Source organism: Cryobacterium sp. TMT3-29-2 (assembly GCF_004564305.1).
GTDB classification, from domain to species: Bacteria; Actinomycetota; Actinomycetes; order Actinomycetales; family Microbacteriaceae; genus Cryobacterium; species Cryobacterium sinapicolor.
This window is the reverse complement of record NZ_SOGK01000095.1, coordinates 24,406-41,284: the sequence shown is the minus strand read 5'-3', so window position 1 is coordinate 41,284 and position 16,879 is coordinate 24,406. Positions and strand designations below refer to the sequence as shown.

Below are 16,879 nucleotides of genomic sequence, written 5' to 3'. Positions count from 1 at the left end.
AGGGACGGAAACCCATGGACGCTAATCAAATTCTGATCAAGGTTGTCTTGATCACAGTCTTCGCCGTTCTGGGCTTGGTGATCCTCCTACCCCGGCGTGGTGCGCGGGGCATGGCCATCCGCCGTCTGACACTGTTGCTGGTCATGGTGAGTGCGGTCATCGCCGTCATCTTCCCGAACCTGACCAACGCGGTCGCCTCCGTGCTGGGCGTGGGGCGCGGAACGGATCTGCTCCTCTACGGGCTGATCGTGGTCTTCCTCGGCTTCGCCGTCACGTCCTCCGCTCACAACCGGCGACTCGACCGTCAGATAACCGACCTGGCCCGCCAGATCGCACTGACCGAAGCACCCACGGCGCAGGACGGCCGAACCCCGACGGAAGATGTCAATCCCGCATGACAACCCTGGTGACCGGTGGCACAGGCTACATCGGAGCTCATATCGTTGATCTGCTGCTCAAGCAGGGGCGCTCGGTCGTGATCGCGGACGACGTCGTCACCGGCATCGAAGCACGGGTGCCCGGGGTGCCGATCCTGCGCTTGGAGCTGTCGGAAGACACCGCGGTCGCACGCCTTCGCGACCTGATGATGGAGCACGATGTCGACGAGGTCGTGCACCTTGCCGCGCGCAAGCAAGTCGGCGAATCGGTACAGCGCCCCACGTGGTACTTCCAGCAGAACCTCGGTGGTCTGGCCAATCTGTTGGCGGCCATGGGCGAGGCCGGGGTGACCCGTCTGGTCTTCTCCTCTTCGGCCGCCGTGTACGGTAACGGCGCCGGGCTCCCGCTCCTGGAAACTGACGAGACACGGCCGGTGAACCCCTACGGCGAGACCAAGCTCGTCGGCGAGTGGATGATCCGCGACGAGACAGTGGCACGGCCACTGCGCGCGATCAGCCTTCGCTACTTCAATGTGGCGGGCGCCGCCCGACCCGAGCTGGCTGACCGCGCTGTGCTCAACCTGATACCGATGGTCTTCCAGAAAATGGCCGAGGGCCAGAACCCGGTCATTTTCGGTGACACGTACGACACGGCCGACGGCACGTGCGTTCGAGACTTCATCCACGTCGCCGATCTCGCGGACGCTCACCTGGCCGCGCTCTCCCGGCTGCATGAGCAGCCCGAGCCCTTCGACGTCTTCAACGTCGGCACCGGCCGCGGGTATTCGGTGCGTGATGTGGTCGACGCAGTGGCACGTGTCTCCGGCACCGACCTGCACCCGTCGATCGAGTCGCCACGCCCGGGCGACCCTGCCTCCGTGGTCGCCGAGGTCGACAAGATCGGTCGAGTCCTGGGATGGTCAGCAATCCGCTCCCTGAGTGACATGGTGAGTTCGGCTTGGAGCGCCCAGGAATCATCTCGGTGAGTGAATCCACCGGCAGCGGCCGGCGGGGAAAGCTCAGCATCCTCCTCATCGGGGGAGCCGCCGTGGTGGCCGGGGTTTCCGGTTATCTCGTCACCCTGGCGGTGGCCCAGCAGGCCGGCCTCGCTGCCTATTCTGTGTTCGCTGTCTTCTGGGCCGTTCTCTACTTCATTGTGGGATGTCTCTTCGGCCTTCAACAGGAGATGACCCGGGCCGTGTCGGCGCGTACCCGCGCACTCGCCACCGCCGAGGTGCCCGGGCAACCCCGCGTTCCGGTCCCGAAGTTCGTTCTTCTCGCGGCCGGGATCGTTGGTATTGCGATCGCGGTGAGTTTCCCCCTCTGGGCGCTCCCCGCTTTCGGGGCGAGTCAACTCGGACTGGTCCTGCCGTTGGCGGTGGGAGCGGTGGCCTGCGTCGCGGTCGCCTCCCTCAGCGGGGTCCTTTCCGGACTCGGACTCTGGGCCGACCTAGCTCTGATCGTGGGCCTGGACGGCGCTCTGCGCCTCGCAGCGGTCCTGTCGGTGCTCGCGCTCGGCGGGGACCAGACCTGGCTGGCCTGGGCCGTGATCGCACCGTTCCCGATCACGATGGGAACCGTCCTGGTGGTTGCCCGCAAGCGGTTGGCGCTTGCACGTTATGTCGACGGCACCTATCGCAGCCTGCTCTGGAACAGCTCCCGCACCATGCTGGCGGCTGCGGCCATGGCGGCGATGGTCACCGGGTTCCCGGCGCTCCTCGCGCTGTTCGCTGACGGAGTCGACCGGGCCTATTTCGGCGCTCTTATTCTGGCCATCACGCTCCTCCGGGCGCCCCTGCTCGTGCCGCTCACTGCATTCCAGAGTTACCTGCTGGTCTTCTTCGCGTCCCGTGAAGCGAACATCATCCGCGCTCTGGTCCTTTTTCTCACGGTCGTCGCGATCGGTACTGCGGTCTTCGCGGGGATGACGGCGCTCTGGGGCGAACAGGTCTTCGTCTGGCTGTTCGGCGTTACGGTGAGGCAGGTGAGCGACCTCCTGGTTCCGCTGGTGTTCGCATCAGGGATGATCGCGGGGCTCTTCGTGACCGGGCCGGCCGTTCTGTCCCGTGACAGTCACACCGCCTATACGGCCGGATGGGTGGTTGCGGCCGTCATCGCCATGGGCGCGGTGCTGATGCCCTGGGCGATCGGTGATCGTGTGATTGCAGCCCTGGTCATCGGGCCCGCCGCCGGTCTGTTCATTCACATCACGGCTGTCGTGCGGACGTCTGCGCAACGGCGAGACCGCCTCTCACGAGACGTGTCATGAGGGTGCTGTCTTCCCGGAAGGCGCTCCGTGTTCGCCACAAACCAGCGCACACCCGGTCCGTTTTCTGGACGGCCTTCGCCCTGATGGCGATGCTCGCCACCCTGTGGTCCCTCGCCAGCCCGATCTTCTCCGTCCCCGACGAGAACGCCCATGCCGCCAAGGCCATCGCACAGGTGCGCGGTGACCTGACCGGACACCCCGTGGCGGGGGTCAGACACTCCGTCGTCGACCTGCCGGAGGAGTACTCCTACAGCCAGCAGATCGTCTGCTACCTGTTCCACCCCGAGATGACCGCGGACTGCGGGTTCGAGCTAGGGGATTCAGGCGGCGCCGACTGGTTCAACACCTGGGTGAGCGCGTACAACCCGATCTACTATTACCTCGTCGGCTGGCCGACCCTTCTGTTCGACGGATCGGCCGGGATCTACTCCATGCGCATCGTCAGCGGCTTGCTGTGCTCCGTCTTCGTGGCCTGGGCCTTCCAAACCGCGATGTCGGTGTGGCGTTCCCGTTGGCTGCCGTTCGGGCTGGCCTTCCTCGCTGCGCCCATGGTGCTGTACCTCTTCGGTGCGGTGAACCCCAACGGCATCGAGGTCGCGGCGGCCGGTGCACTCTGGATCTCCCTGCTCCGGCTCCTGCAGCACTTCGACGGCCGGGACGCGGGAGTGGTGTCGTCACTGTCCCGCCGCTACCTTTGGACGATCGTCACGGTGGCATCGATCGTGCTGGCCACCGCCCGCGCGACGGGGCCGCTGTGGCTCGTGGTCGTGGTGGGCCTGTGCTTCGCTGCCACGGGGTGGAGGGCGGTGAGGACCCTCTTCACGACGGGTTCCTCCTATGTCGCGCTGGCGTCGGTGGCGGCCGGCGGGCTCTTCTCGATTCTCTGGACCCTCCGGGGTGGCAGCCTGTCCGGCCAGGCGGATGCCTCGGACGCGCCCCAGGTGGGGGCATCGTTCATGCATGGCTTCGCGTATGTGATCCAACTGACCCCGGACTATATCCAGCAGGCCATCGGGTTCTTCGGCTGGCTCGACACGCCTCTGTCTGTCGCCGTCTACTGGCCGTTCGTGGCCGCCCTGGCCATCCTGGTGGCGCTCGCTTTCGCCGGGCTGGACCGGCGCAGCGTGGTGACCATGGGGATCGTCACGGGAGCCGCGCTGCTGGTTCCTGCCCTCGTGCAGGGCTACAGCGCGCACCAGACCGGCATCATCTGGCAGGGCCGCTACGGACTCTTCCTCTACGTGGGGGTGACGCTCGTGGCCGCGTGGCTCCTGTCCGGTCGGTCGGGGCGGCGTCTCGCGTTCCTGTCCACCCGGCTGACCTGGATCGGACTCACCCTCTTGGCCGCCTACGGCCTGGCCGCGTTCTTCCTGGTGCTGCGGCGCTACGTGGTCGGCACGGAGCAATCGTTCAGCACCATCTGGGAGAACCCCGATTGGGAACCACCGCTGGGGGCGTTACCCCTGGTCGCCCTCTATGGCCTCGTCTCGCTCCTTTTCCTGCTGTGGGCGGGCCGGCTCGCCGCGCGAAGCGCCCGTGCCGAAGCCGAAGCCGAAGCCAACTCCGTCGGCGATACCAACCCCGGCGCGTCCGCGTCGCCCGAGCCGGAGACCGAGATGATCCGTGCCTGAACCGCGGGTCGCGGTCGCCTTCGACTGCCTGTTCCCGGTCAACACCGGCGGCGGCGAACGGGTCTACCGCCGCCTGGCGGAGCTTTTCATCGAGCGTGGGTGCACGGTCGATTACGTGACCCGCGGTCAATGGCCGACGGATGCGCCCCCGGCGGCGCCTTTCACCATCGTGCCGGTGTGGCAGGGGGACATCTACGATGCCGGCGGCACCCGCACGCCGCGGAGCGCTGTCGCTTTCGCCTGGGCGCTGTTCCATCATTTCCTCCGCCGGCGCGGGAGCTACGACATCGTGGTCGTCAGCACCCTGCCGGTGCTGAACCTGTTCGCGGTGCGGCTGGCCCTGCTCGGCACGCCCGCGCTCGTTGTCGCCGACTGGCTCGAGGTCTGGCCGTGGACGAAGTGGCGGGAGTACGCCGGCGCGCTGCCGGGAACGATCGCGTTCCTGCTGCAGACCGTGGGCATCCGTCTCTGTGACGTACACACCGTCAACAGCGCGTTCACCGGCGCCCGGCTGCGCCGCTATCGGCGCAGCGCCCAGCCGGTCACGCTGGGACTGGTCGATCTCGTCGGCGCCGAGCCCGATGCCACGACCGAGCGGCCGGTCGACCCCTACCTGGTCTTTGTGGGCCGGCACATCGCCGACAAACGCCTGATCGATCTCATTCCGGCCCTGCGAGAGGCCCGTCACCAGGCGCCAACCCTGCGCGCGGTCATCGTGGGCTCCGGCCCTGAAACGCCCCGCGTGGCCGCGCGGGTGGGCGAACTCGGCCTGGCCTCCGCCGTCGAGCTGCGAGGGCGGGTGAGCGAGGGCGAGCTCCGGGGCCTCGTGCAGGGTGCCCGGGTGCTGGTCAACCCGTCGGCCCGGGAAGGGTTCGGGCTCGTCATCGCCGAGGCGGCGGCATTCGGCACGCCCAGCGTGGTGGTGGCGGGCCCCGACAACGCCGCCGCGGAGCTGGTCGTAGACGGCGTCAATGGCTTCGTGTCCGTCTCCGTGGGCCCGTCCGAACTCGGTGCGGCCATCGTGCGGGCAGTCGAGGCCGGTGAGCCGTTGCGCCGCACTACCCTGGACTGGTTCCGGCGCGAGCGGCTCAGCCACGGCCTGAGCGCTTCGGTCGACCAGATCCTGGCGCGTTACCGCTCGGAGAGGGCCCGCTGAAACGACGCCACCGTGTGCCGGGCGGTCCGCGTCCACGAGAAGGCGCGGGCGCGCTCACGGCCCTGCTCTGACCGGCGAGCCAGCTCGGCCGGGTCGTCAAGTAGGCGGGCTACTGTCGCCGCGAGGGCGGCGGCATCCTGCGGCGCCACGTACACGGCCGCGTCGCCGGCGACCTCGTGCAGCACCGGGATATCGGAGCAGACCACGGGGCAGCCTCGGGACATGGCCTCCAGCACCGGCAGGCCGAAGCCCTCGAACAGAGTAGGGAACACGATCAGGCTCGACTCGGCGTAGAGCCGGTCAAGTTCCTCAGCGCTCAGCCAGCCCCGCAGCGACACCCACGCCTCCAGATCAAGCCTGGCTACAACGGGGGCGAGTGGGTCATCACCGTGGCTGCCGGTGACCGTCAGGTGCGGCCGGGACGCGGCGGGGATCAGGGCGACGGCCTCCAGCAGCAGGGGGAAGTTCTTGTGCGGCATCCGGTTGCCCACGGCCAGCACGTGGCGTGGCAATCGGGGGAGGGGTGCCGCGGGCGGGCAGGCATCTGTGTCCTGGCCCGCGAGCGGCACCACGTCGACGCGGGCGGCCGGAACCCGAAGGAAGCGCACGATGTCGTCCGCCGAGGCGACGCTCACGGTGAGAACGCGGCGGGCGCCGTGCGCGGCCACCCGAATCATGGTGCGGAGAATACGCGAGTAGGCCCCCGGCACGTATTCCGGATGCCGGAACGGCAGCAGGTCGTGCACGGTCAGCACCACGGGCACCCGCGACCAGAACGGACCGAGGTTCGCCGGGCAGTGCACCAGGTCGGCACGCAGCCGCCGAGCCGCGCGGGTGACGGAGAAGAGCTCACCGCGGGCCCAGGCGATCCGGTTCTCGCCGCTGATGCCGGAGTCGATGATCGCGCCCGGGAACCAGGACGTGTCCGAGCCGGCGAGTTCGCTCGAGGCGAAGCCGACGAACTCTATCCCGTCGGCACCTCGTTCGATGCGACCGTACACCTCCCGCACGTACGACTCCATGCCGCCCTTGCGGCCGGTGAAGAAGAGCAGATCGACGAGGACGCGGCTCACGCGGCGGCCGCCATCGCCAGCGCGGCGGCGCGTACCCGGTGGCGTCGTGCGAGCTCGTAGACCACGGCCGACGCCAGTTCCGCGACGAGCAGACCCAGGAACACGGCCGACAGGCTGTGCAGGGCCAGGCCGACTCCGGCCAGGGCGAAGGCCATCACGGAGACGGCGGCGCGCAGCCCGGTGAGCAGCCGAACCTCGCCCATCCGGCGCAGCGCGGCGAACGGAATGGTCGTGGCAAGCGACGCGGCCCGCCAGCCGCAGGCGAGCACCACCGGCAGGATCGTGGCCGAGCTGGTCCAGACGCCGCCGAAAACGAAGCCGAGCACGCCCGTGCGTTCGAGCACGACCAGCACCACCACGGCTGCCAGGACCGCACCCGCCGACACCGCGATATCGAGGCGGGAGTGCTCCTTGAGCAGGCGCAGGCGCATGAAGTTCAGGGGGATCGCGAGCAGGCCGGACACCGTCGCGATGGCCGTGAACAGCACCGCTTCATCCGGTCCGATCAGCGTGAGGATCATGGTGTTCAGGAGCGGGTAGATCACGCCGGTGATCGCCGTGTCGGCCACCACCCAGCCCAGCACGGCCGGCTCTGGGCGGCTGGCCCGGTGGGTCACCGGTAGGCAGCGCACCAGGGTGGCCAGGGCGATACCGGCCACGAGGGGGATCAGCGCCCAGTCCTGACCGGTGAACGCGGCCAGCACGCCGGCGAGGGCGCCCAGACCCACGAAAACGGATGCCCAGATCTCCCGCAAGTCCAGGCGCTCGGCGACCGAGACGCCCCGGCCCACCTCGAGGGCCGCGATCAGCAGGGGCAGGCCGAGGCAGAGCACGACCGGATTCGTGGCGTTGAGTGCGATCACCGCGGCGGCGACCAGGGCGAGGCCCGCCAACCAGAGCGGGAACACCACCCGGCGTTCGGTGGCGGCCGAACTGAGCCGGGACTCCAGAACGACCGCGAAGGTGAGCTGGCCGGCGAAGGTGGCCACCATTACCGCAACGGCGATCAGGCCCTGCTCCGGGCGACTGAACAGCCGGGAGGAGATGGCGACCGTGGCCGCGGGGATGACGGCCAGTGACACGCCCCCGAGCAGGGTGATCAGACTGAGGGTGGCCCGCCGCAGCCGGAGGGGGGAGGGCAGGTCGGCCGTCACCGGGTCACCGCGGTGAGCGTGCCGGCCGGGCCGAGGGTGCGCCCGAGCATCCCTTCGAGGCGACCGAGGAACACCCACCAGCCGTCGAGGAGGGCGTTCGTGCCACGGTTGCGCAGGCCGAAGAACAGGCCGCCGCCGAGGAACGCCAACCGCCACCACGACGGGTACTTCCAGCGGGTCACCAGCCGCCCCAGCCCGCGGCCGTAGCCGCGCAGCTTGTGGCGTCGTTCCGCGCTGCTGAGCCCGCTCGGGTCGCTGATTCCGCCCACCGTGAGCGAGGGCGGCTGCCAGGCGAAGCCGGCCTGCTCCCCGGCACGGATCAGTTTCAGGAGCAGATCCGTGGCCTCCCCGGCCTGCCACGGCGTCGGGGCGCCGGTGCCGATCTCCGGGTCGAAGCCGCCAATCCGGTCGAACATGGTGCGCCGGATCAGGATGCCCATCTCGATCACGCTCCAGACCGTCCACCGGGTCAAGGCCGCGCCCGGCTCGGGCAGCACGAACTTGGGCCCGTTCTCGTCGACCACGGTGAGGGCGCCTGCATGGAACGTCTCAGCCAGGAGCCGCATCCGGGCCAGAGCGCCCTGCGGGTACCAGGTTGTGTCATTGGGGAAATTGAGCATCAGATCCCGGTCGGCCGGAAGTGCGGCGACGCCCGCGTTGCGGCCGCGGGCCGCACCGAGCGGCGACGTCATCACGATGATTCGCATGCTCTCCGAGCGGTAGACGGATGCGAGCGCCTCCACCTCCGGCAGGTTGCGCTGGGCGACGACGACGAGGGCGTCCGCGGCGAGAAGCTGGTCGGACAGAGAATCGAAGAGTCGTTTCAGGCCCTCGACACGGCCGAGCGTCGTCACCACCAGTCCAAGGTCCACACAGCACATTCTGTACGATGATGGAGCCAGACCAACAATGACGGGACTTGCACCACGCATGCCAATCACCGAAACCATTGAACTTTCGATCCTGATGCCGTGCCTCAACGAGGCCGAGACGCTCGCGATCTGCATTGACAAGGCCCAGGGATATCTGCGGCGCAGCGGCATCTCCGGTGAGGTCCTGATCGCCGACAACGGCAGCACTGACGGGTCGCAGCAGATTGCCGAGGCCCACGGGGCCCGGGTGGTGGATGTCACGGAAAGGGGCTACGGCAGCGCTCTGATCGGGGGTATCGAGGCCGCCCGGGGCACCTTCGTCATCATGGGCGATGCCGATGACAGCTACGACTTCAGCGAACTCGACGGCTTCGTCGAGCGGCTGCGCGCAGGCGACGAACTGGTGATGGGCAACCGCTTCCGAGGTGGCATCGAACCCGGCGCCATGCCGCCGTTGCACAAGTACCTGGGCAACCCGGTACTGTCCTGGATCGGACGGTCCCTGTTCCGTTCCCCGATCAAGGACTTCCATTGCGGGCTGCGCGGATTCAACCGGGAGTCGATGCTTGCCCTGCACCTGCAGACCTCGGGCATGGAGTTCGCCAGCGAGATGGTCGTCAAGTCCACCCTGGGTGGGTCCCGGGTGAGCGAAGTGCCCACCACCCTGAAGAAGGACGGCCGCAGCCGGCCGCCGCACCTGCGCAGCTGGCATGACGGCTGGCGGCACCTCCGCTTCCTGCTCATCTTCAGCCCGCGCTGGCTCTTCCTCATCCCCGGGGTGGCCGCGTTCCTGATCGGTCTGGTCGGTACCGTGCTGCTCGGTTTCGGGCCCGTCGTGGTGGGGGAGGTGGGCTTCACCTACTCCAGCCAGATCTACCTGGCCGCTCTGGCGGTCGTCGGCTATCAGGCCTTTCTGTTCGCCCTGCTGACCAAGATCTACGCCCAGCACGAGGGCTTCCGAATCCCCCGAAGCCGCAACTTCGAGCGGCTCGAGAAACGCATCAGCCTCGAGAGTGGAGCGATCCTCGGAGTTGTGCTGTTCGTGATCGGCTTGGCCATCGCCCTCTCGCAGCTGATCGGCTGGGCGTCCACTGGATACGGCGCGCTCGAGGCCGGCACCACCATACGGGTGGCCATCCCCTCGGCCCTGCTGATGATGTTGGGGTCGCAAACGGTCATGGGTGGCCTCTTCCTCGGGGTGCTCTCAGTCGGCCTGAAGCGACGCTGATGAGTCGTTCAACCGGTACCGCCGCCCGCCCACCCATGTCCGCTGTGTCGCGCGTGTCCGTGGCGCTCTGCACCTATAACGGTTCCGAGTTCATCGAGGAACAGTTGCGCAGCATCCTCGGCCAGAGCGCGCCCGCCCAGGAGATCGTCGTCTCCGACGACGGCTCCACCGATGGAACCCCGGCTGAGGTGGAACGCGTCTTCGCCGCGTGGAAGGCGGAGCATCCGCGGAAGACCGTGACCCTGCGACTGATCCGCAACCCGGCGCCGCTCGGCGTCACCGCGAACTTCGAGCAGGCGCTCGGCGCCTGCACGGGTGAGCTGCTCGCACTCAGCGATCAGGATGACGTGTGGCCCCCGGAGCGGCTGGCCCTGCTGGCCGCCGAGTTCAACGCTCGCCCCGACCTGCAATTGCTCCATACGGATGCCCGACTCGTCGACGAGGCGGGCCGGCAGACGGGCCGTACCCTGCTCGCCACCCTGGGGGTCTCCGCCGCCGAGCGGGCCGCGGAGCATGACGGGCACGCCTTCGACATCCTGCTGCGCCGCAACATCGTCACCGGCGCCACCGTGATGCTGAGTCGGGGGCTGGTGCAGCGGGCGCGCCCGTTCCCGGCGGCGTGGGTGCACGATGAATGGCTTGCGGTCGTGGCCGCCGCGACCGGGGAGGTTGACCTGCTCGAACTTCCGTTGCTGGACTACCGGCAGCATGCGGGTAACCAGATCGGTGCCTCCAGCCTCGACGCGGCTGGCAAGCTGGGTCGGCTGCGGGCGCCGCGCACGGCGCGCAACGCCCGTTTGCTGGTCCGAGCCCAGTCGCTGCAAGCGCGGGCCGCGCAGTTGCAGCCTGCGCCTTCGGCCGCAACACTCGCTCTGATCGACGCCAAGCTGGCCCACGAACGCCGCCGAAGCACCCTTCCGGCCCTGCGCGCGGCCCGGGTCGCCTCCGTCTTCGAGGGCTGGCGTGTCGGTGACTACCGTCGCTTCGGACTCGGCCTGCAGGATATTCTGCGTGATCTGGTGCAGCCGGTCTGAGCACTCGACTCCCGGCCGGCGCCCGCTACTCCGGGTGCCGGTGCGGCGTGGGCTGCAGCAGGCTGCGCCAGCTCTTGCCCTGCGCGGCCTTCACAGCGCAGATCAGCAGCAGCAGCCAGCCGAAGTCGACCAGCACGGTGCTTTCGGCCGCCGACGTGACGAGCAGAGTCACCAGCACGAGCGGCGACCAGACGTAGACCATTGAGCGCTTGTCGGAGGCGAGCAGCCACGACCGCCAGAACGCGAGCAGTACGAGCGCGAGGAATGCCAGGAGGCCGACCAGGCCGACCTGGAAGTAGACGTCGAGGTACGCGTTCAAACCGGAGGTCTGCGGGCGCCCGGTGACGAAGCTGAGCCAGCCGTAGGGCGTGACGTCGACGGGCCACCGGCCGGCCCAGCCCCAGCCCTCGAGGGGGTTCAGCGTGGCCAGACGCCAGATTTCGCCCCACAGTGTGGTGCGGGCCTCGAACTCGCTACCTGCGTTCAGCTGGTCGGTGATGCGCGCGCGGGCCGCGACCGCGATGATGCCGGCCACGACAGTGCCGCCGAGCAGCCCGGTCTGCAGCAGCCATCGGTTCGCGGCGGGCGTGGCGCGCAACCAGATCAGCGCCAGCGCGGCGAGGCCCACGAACAGGGCCACCACGAGGATGACGGGGGAGCGGGTGAGCAGCAGGCCGAATACGGCCAGGGCGATGGAGCCGATGCCGAGCCCGCGCCGCACCGACCGGGACCGCAGCTCGACCGCGAAGGTGACCGCCGCGATCAGCGAGACCAGCCCGAACACGTTGCGGGACCCGAAGAGCCCCTGCACGGGCCCGAACGAGTCGATGTTGCCCTGGATGCCGAGGAAGACGAAGGGGGTGTCGAGCAGCAGGCCGTAGAGCACCTCCAGGGCCAGGGACAGTCCGAGCAGCACCCGCAGCACGTCGCCGGTGGCGCGGACGACCTGGATGGTGTCGCGGGCCAGGGCGATGTAGATGGCCAGGAAGGTGAAGGCGAGCTGGTAGAGCGCGGCGCTGAGGGTGTGCAGCGGGTAGCCGGACCACAGCACCGACAGGGCGCACCAGCCCACGAAGACCATGATCGAGATCGGCAGCAGCCCGTGCCAGTCGACGCCGGCCCAGCGGGCGGTGAGCGAGAACGCGGCCAGCACGACGAGGCCCACGAGAATGCCCACGACGCCGGGCGGGCCGATCACGGCGCGCAGGGCGGTGGCCGCGAAGGCGAAGCCGATGATGACCAGTGTCAGCGAGGAGGCGAACTTGGGGGAGGCGAACAGTCGCTTGAACTGGTCCGGCACGGCGGGGGAATTCGCGCGGTAGGTCATGACATTCCCACGCTACCGCCTACGGCATCCGTTGATTGGTGGCCTGCTGCCGCTTCGTGGTCACGGCGAGCACCACCAGCAGCAGCCAGCCGGACTCGATCAGGATGCGGCTCTCGGCCAGGGTCTGGGCGATCAGGGCCACCGTCAGCAGCAGCGGGAGCAGGGCGGAGGCCGCGTACGGTTCCGTGTCCTCGAGGGCGCGCCGCGGCCGGTCGACCGCGAGGAACCAGCTGCGCCAGAGGGTGGCGAACACGAGGGCGGCGAGGACGATCAGCCCGAGGATGCCCAGCTGGAGCCAGACGTCGAGCCAGGCGTTGTGCGCCTGCAGGTAGACGACGCCGCGGCGCACGGCGAGACCCTCGAACGGTTCGACCCAGGGAGCCCAGTAGCTCACCCAGCCCCAGCCGAACACCGGGCGCTCGGCGGCCAGCCCGGTCACGCTGCGCCAGATGTCGAGACGGCCGGTGAGGTCGGCGGACTTGCCGAGCAGGGTGAGTAGCGTCGGCGTGAGGACCGCCAGGCCGGCGCCGCCGACGATCACGGATGCCGCAGCCGCCAGATACACCGGCCGGCGCCCTTCGGGGGCGCGGCGGCGGGCCCAGAGTGCGAAGAGCAGTGCCAAGGCGACGGCGGCGGCGGCGAGCGTCACGGTCGCGGACCGGGTCAGCAGCAGCATGAGCGACGCGAGGCCCAGCCAGGCCAGGCCCCAGCTGCGGCTGACGGTGCCGGCGGCCAGCTGCACGGCGAACACGATCACGGCCATCAGCGCCACGAACCCGAGCAGGTTGCGGTTGGCGACGATGCCCTCGATCGGGCCGCCCTGCAACAGGATGCCGCGGGACCAGTAAAACGACTCCGGCACGTCGCGGGCGCCGTAGTCGACCCAGAAGGGGAGCACGGCCTGCCGAACGAACACGGCGACGATCAGCTCGAAGGCGAGGGACAGGGCGAGGATCCAGCGCAGGGCGGCGGACAGCGTGCGCAGCAGCTCGGCCCAACTCAGGCACAGGGCCAGGAAGAGCGCGGCCAGGGTGGTGACCCACTGCAGGGTGACCCCGATCAGGGACGCGCCGAGATAGAACGACCAGGCCAGCGACAGCGTGGCCAGGCCGAGGAAGGCGATGAGCGATTTCGGGAACCGCGGCCACATCCAGTCAGGTTTCAGTCTGATCAGGGCGACGACGGCGCCCGCGACAACGAGCAGCGCGATCGCGCCGTAGCCCCACCAGCCGAACAGGCTGCGCCAGAACTGCCCGGCCAGGGTGGAGAAAAAGACGAGGGTCGCGAAGCTGCGAACCACGAATCGGCTCTGGACGGCGGGCATGTGTCTAAGGCTAGAGCGTGCCGGGGCGGTCATCTGTCATTTTTCATACCCCCTGGGGTATAGTTATCCCGGAGGTTCGAAATGAAAACGATCATTGTTGGTGGAGTCGCGGGTGGAATGTCGGCGGCGACGCGTTTGCGTCGGCTGGACGAGACGGCCGAAATCATTGTATTTGAGCGCGGCCACTATGTCTCGTTTGCGAACTGCGGCCTGCCCTATTACGTCGGCGGCGTGATCACCGACCGGAGCAACCTGCTGCTCCAGACGCCCGAATCCCTCGCGTCCCGCTTCCGCCTCGACGTACGCGTCGACCACGAGGTCACCGCGATCGACCGGGCAGCGAAGACCGTCACCGTGCGTCGGACGCAGACCGGCGCCGAAACCACCGAGACGTACGACCGACTCGTCCTGGCCGCCGGCGCCACGGCCCGGACCGGGATCACCCCGGCCGGCCTCGCCACCCGCACCCTGCGAACGGTCGACGACGTCGACCACATCACCGCCCTGCTGGCCGGCGTCACGGGTCAGGCCTCCGCCGTCGTCATCGGCGCCGGGTTCATCGGCCTGGAAGCCGTCGAAAACCTCGTGCACCGCGGCGTGCACGTGACCCTGGTCGAGTTCGGCTCCCAGGTATTCGGGCCGTTCGACGCCGAGATGGCCGCGCCGATCTTCGACGAGCTGCTGGTGCGAGGCGTCGACGTGCGCCTGAATACGACCGTCGTCGCCGCCGCCGACGGGGGAGTCGAACTCAGCGACGGATCCGTCGTCCCGGCCGGCCTCGTCATCGACTCCGTCGGGGTGGTCCCCGACACCTCGCTCGCCGCCCTGGCCGGAATCACGATCGGAGCCAGTGGCGGCATCGCCGTCGACGGCAGCCAGCAGACCAACGATCCGGCGATCTACGCGGTCGGCGACGGCGTCGAGAAGATCGACGCCATCGATGACAGCGGCATCCTGATCACCATGGCCGGTCTCGCGAACCGGCACGGTCGGGCTGCTGCCGACAGCATCGCCGGTGAGCCCGGAACGGCGTCCCCGGCGCTCGGCACCGCCATCCTCGGCATCTTTGGCCTGACGGCGGCCATGGTCGGCTGGAGCGAGAAGCGCCTCGTTCAGCGCGGCCGCGCGCACCGGGTCGTGCACACCCACCCGGCCTCCCACGCGACCTACTACCCCGGCGCCGAGACCATGTCGATGAAGCTTCTGGTCGACCCGGCGACGGATGCCATCCTCGGCGCCCAGATCGTCGGCGGCAGCGGCGTCGACAAGCGCATCGACATCCTGGCGACAGCGATGACCGGCGGGCTGACGGCATCCGCGCTCACCCGCCTCGAGCTGGCGTACGCGCCGCAGTATTCGTCGGCGAAGGACCCGATCAACCAGCTCGGCTACGTCGCCGACAACCTCGCCGCGGGTACGACGCGTGCGCTGCAGTGGCATGAGCTGGCCGCCGCCCGGGCCGCGGGCGCGGTGCTCGTGGATGTGCGCTCGGCGGCGGAGTTCCAATCCGGGAGCATTCCGGGTGCGATCAACGTGCCACTCGACGAACTGCGGGACCGCCTGGCCGAACTGCCCGACGCGCCTCTGATCGTGCACTGCCAGGTGGGCCAGCGCGGCCACACGGCTGCGCGCATCCTCAGCCAGATCGGGCTGGACGTGCGGAACCTCGACGGCGGCTACCGCACCTGGACCGCTGGTGTTACCTCCCTCGGCCTGATGAACGTCAGCGCCGCCAAATCTGAAAGGATTCCGGCATGACCGAAATCAGCGCTGCCCACGTCGCCGGGGAGCAGAACCAGAAGAAGATTCTCAACCGGTTGCGCCGGGCCCAGGGCCAGCTCGCCGCCGTGATCTCCGCGGTCGAGGCCGGCGGCAGCTGTAAGGATGTCGTCACCCAACTCGCCGCAGTGTCGAGCGCGCTCGACAAGGCGGGCTTCGTCATCGTCTCCACGGCGATGCGCGAGTGCCTCGACAACCCGCAGGGGGAGAACTCCCTCACGGTCGAGGAGCTGGAGAAGCTCTTCCTGACGCTGGCGTAGCGCCTTCCGCGCGTCACCCAGCCCGGCGTCGAACCAATTCGACGGAGATTCTCTCGAAAATGCTCGTTTCCACCCGGTTCGGGCCCGATTTCGGCAAAATCTCCGTCGAATTCGTTGGGGGTGCGCGGCCGGAGGACGGTCGCGCACCCTGACTCGGGCTCCGACGTCGCTAGACGAAGGCCGCCTGCCCGGTGATGCTGCGCCCCACGATCAGGGTGTTCATCTCCCGGGTGCCCTCGTAGGAGTAGACGGCCTCCGCGTCGGAGAAGAAGCGGGCCACCTCGTACGAGAGCACAATGCCGTTGCCGCCGAAGAGTTCGCGGCACCAGGCGACCGTCTCGCGCATCCGTGCCGTCGTGTAGAGCTTGGCCAGGGCGGCGTGCTCGTCGCGCTGGGTGCCCTCGTCGAGCATCTGCGAGACCCGCACGACCATGCCCAGGCTGGCGGTGATGTTGCCGAGCGACTTCACCAACAGGTCCTGCACCAGCTGGTGCCCGCCGATCTCCTTGCCGAATTGCGTACGCTCCTTCGCGTAGGCGACGGCGGCCTCGTAGGCGCCGATCGAGGTGCCCACGGCAGCCCAGGCCACCTCGGCGCGGGTCAGGCGCAGCACCTTGGCGGTGTCCTTGAACGAGTTCGCGTTCTGCAGCCGGTTCTTCTCGGGCACGACCACGTTCTCGAGCACGATGTCGGCGTTCTGCACCGAGCGCAGGCTGATCTTGCCTTCGATCCGGGTGGCGGTGTAGCCGGGGGTGTCGGTGGTCACGATGAAGCCCTTGACCATCCCGTCGGCGGTGTCCTTCGCCCAGATGATGGTGATGTCGGAGAAGGTGGCGTTGCCGATCCAGCGCTTGGAACCGTTCAGCAGCCAGGTGTCGCCGGTGCGAGTGGCCGTCGTGCGGAGGCCCTGCGCCGCGTCCGAGCCGGAGAGCGGTTCGGTCAGCCCGAACGCCCCCACGATCTCCCCGCTCGCCAGGCGCGGCAGCCATTCGTCGCGCTGCTCCTGCGACCCGGTCGCCGAGATGGTGCCGCAGGCGAGTCCGTTCTGCACCCCGACGAACGTGGCGACGGATGCGTCCACGCGCGCCGTCTCGAGGGCCACGAAGCCGCGGAACACCGCTGAGTTCTCGAAGGGTCGGGTCTCGGGCCAGCCGAAGGAGTAGGCGCCGAGTTGCGCCAGCGGACGGATGACCTCGGCCGGGAACTCGGCGCGCTCCCAGCATCCGTTCACGATGGGCCGAACGTCGGACTCGAGATAGGCGCGCAGATTGGCCAGCGCGGTTTTTTCCTGATCGGTCAGTAGATTCTCGTAGCCGTAGAAGTCGCTGGGAAGTAGCTCGAAGGTCATCAGGTGCTCCATTGCAGGGGGCGACGGCCTCGCTTGCGGCGGTCGGC

The 16,879-nt window shown here is 68.8% G+C and carries 15 protein-coding genes; 9 read left to right on the top strand and 6 right to left on the bottom strand.

What is annotated here, in order from left to right; all coding sequences use genetic code 11:
* The first annotated feature begins 14 nt into the window (after positions 1-14).
* From E3O67_RS10910 to E3O67_RS10890, 5 genes are read left to right on the top strand one after another with little or no spacing between them, the layout of a single operon-like run.
* Entirely contained in the window at positions 15-398 is a 384-nt protein-coding gene (locus E3O67_RS10910) for a DUF2304 domain-containing protein (RefSeq protein WP_134429394.1), read from the top strand.
* The gene (gene galE / locus E3O67_RS10905; RefSeq protein ID WP_135102698.1) at positions 395-1,363 is read left to right on the top strand and encodes a UDP-glucose 4-epimerase GalE; all 969 of its coding nucleotides are present in this window, start codon (positions 395-397) and stop codon (positions 1,361-1,363) included. Before E3O67_RS10910 ends, galE begins: the two co-directional genes overlap by 4 nt.
* Positions 1,360-2,646, top strand: a complete 1,287-nt coding sequence (locus E3O67_RS10900) for a hypothetical protein (RefSeq protein ID WP_134429390.1) — start codon at positions 1,360-1,362, stop codon at positions 2,644-2,646. The genes galE and E3O67_RS10900 overlap by 4 nt, the downstream gene beginning before the upstream one ends.
* Positions 2,643-4,277: a DUF2142 domain-containing protein gene (locus E3O67_RS10895; RefSeq protein ID WP_135102697.1), complete on the top strand. Its 1,635-nt coding sequence runs from the start codon at positions 2,643-2,645 to the stop codon at positions 4,275-4,277. The genes E3O67_RS10900 and E3O67_RS10895 overlap by 4 nt, the downstream gene beginning before the upstream one ends.
* Positions 4,270-5,433 carry a glycosyltransferase family 4 protein gene (locus E3O67_RS10890; RefSeq protein ID WP_134429386.1) on the top strand — a complete coding sequence of 388 codons (1,164 nt, stop codon included), beginning with the start codon at positions 4,270-4,272 and terminating at the stop codon, positions 5,431-5,433. Before E3O67_RS10895 ends, E3O67_RS10890 begins: the two co-directional genes overlap by 8 nt.
* On the opposite strand, the gene E3O67_RS10885 is transcribed toward E3O67_RS10890, so the two are convergent.
* From E3O67_RS10885 to E3O67_RS10875, 3 genes are read right to left on the bottom strand one after another with little or no spacing between them, the layout of a single operon-like run.
* Positions 5,409-6,506, bottom strand: a complete 1,098-nt coding sequence (locus E3O67_RS10885) for a glycosyltransferase family 1 protein (protein WP_134429384.1) — start codon at positions 6,504-6,506, stop codon at positions 5,409-5,411. The two genes, E3O67_RS10890 and E3O67_RS10885, sit on opposite strands and share 25 nt — an antisense overlap.
* A complete protein-coding gene (locus tag E3O67_RS10880; protein ID WP_135102696.1) occupies positions 6,503-7,660 on the bottom strand; it encodes a hypothetical protein in 1,158 nt (385 codons plus the stop codon). The genes E3O67_RS10885 and E3O67_RS10880 overlap by 4 nt, the downstream gene beginning before the upstream one ends.
* Positions 7,657-8,532 carry a glycosyltransferase family 2 protein gene (locus E3O67_RS10875; RefSeq protein ID WP_134429380.1) on the bottom strand — a complete coding sequence of 292 codons (876 nt, stop codon included), beginning with the start codon at positions 8,530-8,532 and terminating at the stop codon, positions 7,657-7,659. The genes E3O67_RS10880 and E3O67_RS10875 overlap by 4 nt, the downstream gene beginning before the upstream one ends.
* A gap of 58 nt (positions 8,533-8,590) precedes the next feature.
* Here E3O67_RS10875 and E3O67_RS10870 point away from each other — a divergent pair, with 58 nt between their 5' ends.
* The gene (locus tag E3O67_RS10870) at positions 8,591-9,760 is read left to right on the top strand and encodes a glycosyltransferase family 2 protein (RefSeq protein WP_241979219.1); all 1,170 of its coding nucleotides are present in this window, start codon (positions 8,591-8,593) and stop codon (positions 9,758-9,760) included.
* The gene (locus E3O67_RS10865) at positions 9,760-10,794 is read left to right on the top strand and encodes a glycosyltransferase family 2 protein (protein WP_241979218.1); all 1,035 of its coding nucleotides are present in this window, start codon (positions 9,760-9,762) and stop codon (positions 10,792-10,794) included. The genes E3O67_RS10870 and E3O67_RS10865 overlap by 1 nt, the downstream gene beginning before the upstream one ends.
* A gap of 25 nt (positions 10,795-10,819) precedes the next feature.
* On the opposite strand, the gene E3O67_RS10860 is transcribed toward E3O67_RS10865, so the two are convergent.
* Positions 10,820-12,121 (bottom strand): O-antigen ligase, encoded by a 1,302-nt coding sequence (locus tag E3O67_RS10860; RefSeq protein ID WP_135102695.1) that lies wholly within the window; start codon positions 12,119-12,121, stop codon positions 10,820-10,822.
* A 19-nt stretch (positions 12,122-12,140) separates the two neighbouring features.
* Complete coding sequence (locus E3O67_RS10855) at positions 12,141-13,445, bottom strand: O-antigen ligase (RefSeq protein WP_241982126.1); 1,305 nt, start codon at positions 13,443-13,445, stop codon at positions 12,141-12,143.
* A gap of 81 nt (positions 13,446-13,526) precedes the next feature.
* On the opposite strand from E3O67_RS10855, the gene E3O67_RS10850 reads away from it, so the two are divergent.
* The gene (locus E3O67_RS10850; protein ID WP_135102693.1) at positions 13,527-15,203 is read left to right on the top strand and encodes an FAD-dependent oxidoreductase; all 1,677 of its coding nucleotides are present in this window, start codon (positions 13,527-13,529) and stop codon (positions 15,201-15,203) included.
* Positions 15,200-15,484, top strand: coding sequence for a metal-sensitive transcriptional regulator (locus E3O67_RS10845; RefSeq protein WP_134429370.1), 285 nt, complete (start codon positions 15,200-15,202; stop codon positions 15,482-15,484). The genes E3O67_RS10850 and E3O67_RS10845 overlap by 4 nt, the downstream gene beginning before the upstream one ends.
* 169 nt (positions 15,485-15,653) lie before the next feature.
* Here E3O67_RS10845 and E3O67_RS10840 read toward each other — a convergent pair whose 3' ends face one another.
* Entirely contained in the window at positions 15,654-16,832 is a 1,179-nt protein-coding gene (locus tag E3O67_RS10840; protein WP_134429368.1) for an acyl-CoA dehydrogenase family protein, read from the bottom strand.
* Positions 16,833-16,879 lie beyond the last annotated feature (47 nt).